Consider the following 5,438-nt stretch of genomic DNA (forward strand, 5'->3'; position numbering starts at 1 on the left):
AAACGGCCAAAGACGGCGGGCTCCTTCCTGTCGCGACTGCGCCGGCCGGCCAGTCGACTCCGGGACATGCCGATCTGGTCCAAGCTCGGTCTCATCATGATCGTGCCGACCATCGCCACGGTCGTTGTGGGCACCAGTGGTCTCGTCGACCACCTGGACACGCTCAACAATGCCAACCGGGCCGGCGACCTGGCCAACCTGTCGAGCTATTCGGGTGACCTGATCGACACCCTGCAGGACGAGCGGACCACCGCCGTGCTGCTGCTCCAGGCGACGGGTACCCAGCCGAAGGCGCAGTACCAGGAGGCCTACAACCGGGTGAACTCCCGGGTCGACCAGGCGACGGGTCCGTACCGGCAGCAGCGGGGCGACGTCGAGGACCTGCCGGGCAGCCTCGAAGGCCTGCTCAACGGCATCGACCAGAACCTCAAGGACCTGCCGGGCGTCCGCAGTCAGGTGTTCAACGGCAAGCTCAAGCTCGCCGAGGCCGTCCAGGCGTACGAGGGTCTCATCAACGACCTGCTCGCCATCCGTGACTCGGCCACCCAGCTCGCCGGCAACAGCGACCTGAGCGACCGGATGCGGGCCGCCGCGGCCGTGGCGCGCGAGAAGGAGTTCCTCGCCGTCCGCCGGGTCGTCGTTCACCGGGCCCTCGGGGTGCAGGGTGGGCAGCGGCTGACTCCGGCGCTGCGCACCGACTACATCGCCAGCGGCACCGGCCAGCAGCAGGCGCTGCAGAGCTTCAAGGCGGTCGCCAGCCCGGACGAGGCGAAGTTCCACGACCAGACGGTCGCCGGTGGTGACCGCCGTGAGGCGCAGAACTACACCGGCTGGATCGACGGCAACACCACCGGCGACATGCGCGGCGCTCCGTTCGGCCCGGACCAGTGGGACGCGGCCATGACGGCCAACGCCAAGCTGATCCGCGCCGTGGAGACCAAGCTTGACGGCGACGTGGTGGCCGAGGCCGACAACCTGCGTTCGGACGTCCAGCGTCAGGTGTTCCTGGAGACCGGCCTGCTGCTCAGCATGCTGCTGCTGGCCATCCTCTTCGCCTACCTGGTCGCCCGCTCGATGGCTCGCTCGCTGCGTGAGCTGCGTCAGGGCGCGCTCTCCGTCGCCCAGTACGGCCTGCCGCAGGCGGTGGCCCGACTGCGTGACCCGCAGGTCGTCGGGCAGCTCTCCCCGGTGCAGTTGGCCAACCAGATTGCCGAGCCGCTGCCGGTCCGCAGCAAGGACGAGTTCGGTCAGGTGACCGAGGCGTTCAACGCCGTCCACCTGGAGGCCGTCCGCACGGCCGCCGAGCAGGCGGCCCTGCGTGCCTCCGTCGCGACCATGTTCGTCAACCTGGCCCGTCGTTCGCAGATCCTGGTCGACCGCCTCATCGGGCACCTCGACCGGCTGGAGCGCGGCGAGGAGGACCCGGACCGGCTGGCCGAGCTGTTCCAGCTCGACCACCTGGCCACCCGGATGCGCCGCAACGACGAGAACCTGCTCGTTCTCGCGGGTGCCGACTCCACCCGCGTGCAGCGCGAGCCGGCGGCGCTCATCGACGTGCTGCGCGCGGCGCAGTCCGAGGTCGAGCACTACACCCGCATCGAGTTCGGTGTCATCGACCGGGACATCGAGGTCGCCGCGCACGCGGTCAACGACCTGGTGCACCTCGTCGCCGAGCTGTTCGACAACGCCACCGCGTTCTCCCCGCCGGACTCGCAGGTCATGGTCGAGGCCCGCCGGGTCGGTGACCGCGCCTCGCTCTACGTGGAGGACCGCGGCATCGGCATCAGCCGCGAGCAGCTGCACGAGCTCAACGACAAGCTCGCGACGCCACCGCAGGTGGACGTGGCGGTCTCCCGGATGATGGGCCTGGTCGTGGTCGCCCGCCTGGCGTCGCGGCACGGCGTTCGTGTCGAGCTGCGCCCCGGCGCCGACCGTGGCACGGTCGCCGACGTCACCCTGCCGACCTCGGTGCTGGTGCCGCGGGCGCTCTCCGGCCGGGTGCAGCAGCCGCCGGCCCTTCCCGCCGCCGGCGGTCCGCAGTCCGCTGGGCCGTCGCCGGTCCTCGGCGCGCTGCCCGCGCTGGGCAACGGGTCACGCCCCGGCGAGTCCGGCAACCAGGTCACCCTCGGTGGTAGGCCGTTCGATCCGGCGTCGCGCAACGGTGCCGGTACGCCCGCCAACACGGGCGCGTACCGGTCGATGCCCGCCTGGTCGGACCTGACCGGTGCGAGCGCGACGAACGGCGTCAACGGCGGCGACGGGTTCACCCCCCGGAGCGCCAACGGGCAGACCATCGACCCGCTGCCGCAGCGCCGCGCCGGTGACGAGCCGAACGGCGGCCAGCAGCCGAACATCCCGCGGCAGCTTCCCAGCAGCCCGGAGGCGCACCCGTACTCCGCACCGCCGGTCTCCGCCCAGCCCTACTCCGGCGCGCCGGTCTCCGCCTCGCCGGCGTCCGGCCAGCCGTACTCCGGTCAGCCGTACTCGGGTGCGCCGTACGGCAACCCGCCGGTGTCCGCCGCTCCGTACTCCGGTCAGCCGTACGCCGGTCCGCCGGTGTCCGCGGCGCCCGTCTCGGCCTCCCCGGCGTCCGGTCAGCCGTACTCGGCGCCGCCGGCCTCCAGCCAGTCGTTCAGCGGCTTCACCCCCCGGTCCGCCCCGCCCGCTCCGGCACCCGGCGCTCCGGCGCCGCCGGCCTGGCCGCCGGTCCCCGGTGGCGAGCGGGACGCGCAGACCCCGCCTGTTCCCGAGCGGCTCGCCGCCGCACTGGACATGACGACGGAACTGCCCCGGGTGCCGCGACCCGGCGAACAGCCGACCACCGCGGTCCAGCCACCGGCCCCCGCGCCGCAGCCTCAGGCGCCGTCGGCCCCGCAGGCCCAGGCAGCGCCGGCCCGTCCCGCGCCGCAGCAGCCGCAGGCCCAGAACCGCCAGCGGTACGCGGACGAGACCATGGAGCTGCCGATCTTCCGGGAGCTCGAGTCCGCCTGGTTCCGTACCCGTCGTCCGGGGTCGGAGGAGACCGTGACCGCTGCCGCGCCGGCGGCCAACGGCGGGGACGCGACCCAGCAGTTCGCCGCGGTCGATGCCAGCGGTCGGGCAGCCCACAAGACACCACCCGGGACGACAGGTAACACACCGATGGCAGACACTCCGACGGCCGGAGGAGCGCCGCGGGACAACGGGTCGACAGCCAACGGGGGCCCACGCCCCGGCCCCGCCGAGGGCCTGCCGAACCGCCGGCCCCAATCGCAGAGCAACGGCTGGCAGACCGCCGCCGACGACGGGTGGCGTGCGGCCTCGGCCGCGGCCACCGCGGCGCCGGTGAACGAGACCACCACGACCGGCCTGCCCAAGCGCAAGCCGATGGCGCAGCTGGTGCCGGGCGCGGTGGAGAAGCCCGCCACCTCGGTCCAGCGACGTTCCCCGGAGGCGGTCCGTGGCCTGCTCTCCGCCTACCACCGGGGCGTGCAGCGAGGGCGTAGCACCTCGGACAACCCGACCAGCCCGGAGGAGACTCCGGGAGGGCAGCAATCCTCGCAGTCTGGCTCAGGCCCAGCGGCCGGGAGCGGGCAGAAGGAGCAAGAAGGATGACAACTACGCAGGATCTTGGTTGGCTGCTGGCCAACTTCGCCGACCGGGTGCCGGGTGTCGCACACGCGGTCGCCGTCTCGGCGGACGGCCTGCTCCTCGCGTCGTCACGGGACCTGCCGCGGGACAGGGCAGACCAGCTCGCCGCGATCTCGTCCGGTCTGGTCAGCCTGACCCAGGGTGCGGCCCGCTGCTTCGAGGGAGGCGCGGTGCTGCAGACCGTCGTGGAGATGGACAATGGCTTCCTGTTCCTGATGTCCATCTCGGACGGCTCGTCCTTCGCCGTGCTGGCGGCCCGCAGCTCCGACGTCGGGCAGGTCGGCTACGAGATGGCACTACTGGTCGACCGGGTGGGCGACGCCCTGACCCCGCAGCCGCGTGCGGCCGCGGGCATGCTGGGCTGACGCCTCGCCGATCGTGCGGTCGGCGCAACTGAAACGACAAGAACGACGAGTTCCACCGGTGTGAGCCGGTACGGGGTGCGAAGGAGGTGAGCGGCGACATGGCCGATCGTGACGAACCGACCGGAGCGTTGGTCCGTCCATACGCCGTGACCCGTGGTCGAACCCGTCCCCGGCTCGACATCGCGCTGGAGGCGCTCGTCGAGACGACGGTGCGCGGCCGCACCGCTGCCAATGGCAACGGTGGTGGCCGTGAACACCAGTACATCGCCGCGCTGTGTGACGGACGCGTGCAATCGCTCGCCGAGATTGCGGCGCGGATGCAGCTGCCGCTCGGTGTGGCCCGGGTGCTCATCGCCGACATGGCGACGGACGGCCTGGTCGCGGTCCACGAGCCGACCATCCTGGACGACTCCGATGACGCGGTGGGCACTGAACTGCTGGAGAGGGTGCTGAGTGGACTTCGCAGGCTCTGACATGTCGCACCGCCCACAGAACCCGAGTGGGCGCGTGACGTCGGCGAAGATCGTTATCGCCGGTGGATTCGGCGTCGGTAAGACGACGCTGGTCGGCTCGGTCTCGGAGATCACGCCGCTGACCACCGAGGCCATCATGACCTCGGCCGGCGTGGGCGTCGACGACACCCGGCAGGGGCCGGGCAAGACGACGACCACGGTGGCCATGGACTTCGGCCGGATCTCGATCGACCGTGATCTGATCCTGTACCTGTTCGGTACGCCGGGTCAGACCCGATTCTGGTTCATGTGGGACGAACTGGTGCGGGGTGCGATCGGTGCGGTCGTGCTGGTGGACACTCGCCGGCTGGCCGACTGCTTCGCGGCGATCGACTTCTTCGAGCACCGACGGCTGCCGTACCTGGTGGCCATCAACTGCTTCGACGGGATGCAGTACCACGACCCGCAGGACGTCCGGGACGCCTTGGCGATCTCGAGCGACGTGCCGGTGGTGGCCTGCGACGCCCGTAACCGGGAGTCGACGAAGCACGTGCTGATCTCGCTGGTCGAGTACGTGCTCACCATGCGCCGTACGCGCGCCGTCGCCCCGGCCTGACCGGGAGCTTCCGCGCCCGGTGGTGGCCTTGGCCGCCACCGGGCGTCGAGTGCTTTCCAGGCAGCGGCGGCGGGGCCACCTGCTGCCTCGCGCCCTTTGCTCTGCTTCAGCGGAGGAAACGCCGTGTGTCCGACTATCGGACGGCTGGTGTTTCCTGGGTTGAAGCAGAGCAAAGGGCCGCTTGCATACCCCCGTCCGCCCGCTGAGGCGCCCCAGGAGCGGTCCCGTCCCCGCTGGCCCGCAATCACCCCAGCCCTCGCGGCCCGCGTCTCGCTCAGCGTCGACCAGCGTCCTGTCTGCTGGTCGCGGGCAGCGCGTTCGGTGGGTCCGGGAACGTTCGCAAACGTTTCGCGCCCTCCGTCTGCCAGACGGAGG

General features: G+C 71.6%; 4 protein-coding genes. All 4 read left to right on the top strand.

All coding sequences use genetic code 11. The features are described 5' to 3' along the window. Nucleotides 1-3,594 (top strand): nitrate- and nitrite sensing domain-containing protein (locus ABZV06_RS31810; protein WP_355625955.1); only part of this gene is annotated, 3,594 nt, incomplete at its 5' end. After that, the gene (locus ABZV06_RS31815; RefSeq protein WP_030329023.1) at nucleotides 3,591-3,995 is read left to right on the top strand and encodes a roadblock/LC7 domain-containing protein; all 405 of its coding nucleotides are present in this window, start codon (nucleotides 3,591-3,593) and stop codon (nucleotides 3,993-3,995) included. The genes ABZV06_RS31810 and ABZV06_RS31815, both read left to right, overlap by 4 nt. A 98-nt stretch (nucleotides 3,996-4,093) precedes the next feature. Then, nucleotides 4,094-4,468 carry a DUF742 domain-containing protein gene (locus ABZV06_RS31820; RefSeq protein WP_124820399.1) on the top strand — a complete coding sequence of 125 codons (375 nt, stop codon included), beginning with the start codon at nucleotides 4,094-4,096 and terminating at the stop codon, nucleotides 4,466-4,468. A 1-nt stretch (nucleotide 4,469) separates the two neighbouring features. Beyond that, complete coding sequence (locus tag ABZV06_RS31825) at nucleotides 4,470-5,063, top strand: ATP/GTP-binding protein (RefSeq protein ID WP_355625957.1); 594 nt, start codon at nucleotides 4,470-4,472, stop codon at nucleotides 5,061-5,063. The last annotated feature ends 375 nt before the right edge of the window (nucleotides 5,064-5,438 follow it).

The sequence above is a fragment of the Micromonospora sp. NPDC005172 genome (genome assembly GCF_040608555.1).
In the GTDB taxonomy this organism is placed as follows: Bacteria; Actinomycetota; Actinomycetes; order Mycobacteriales; family Micromonosporaceae; genus Micromonospora.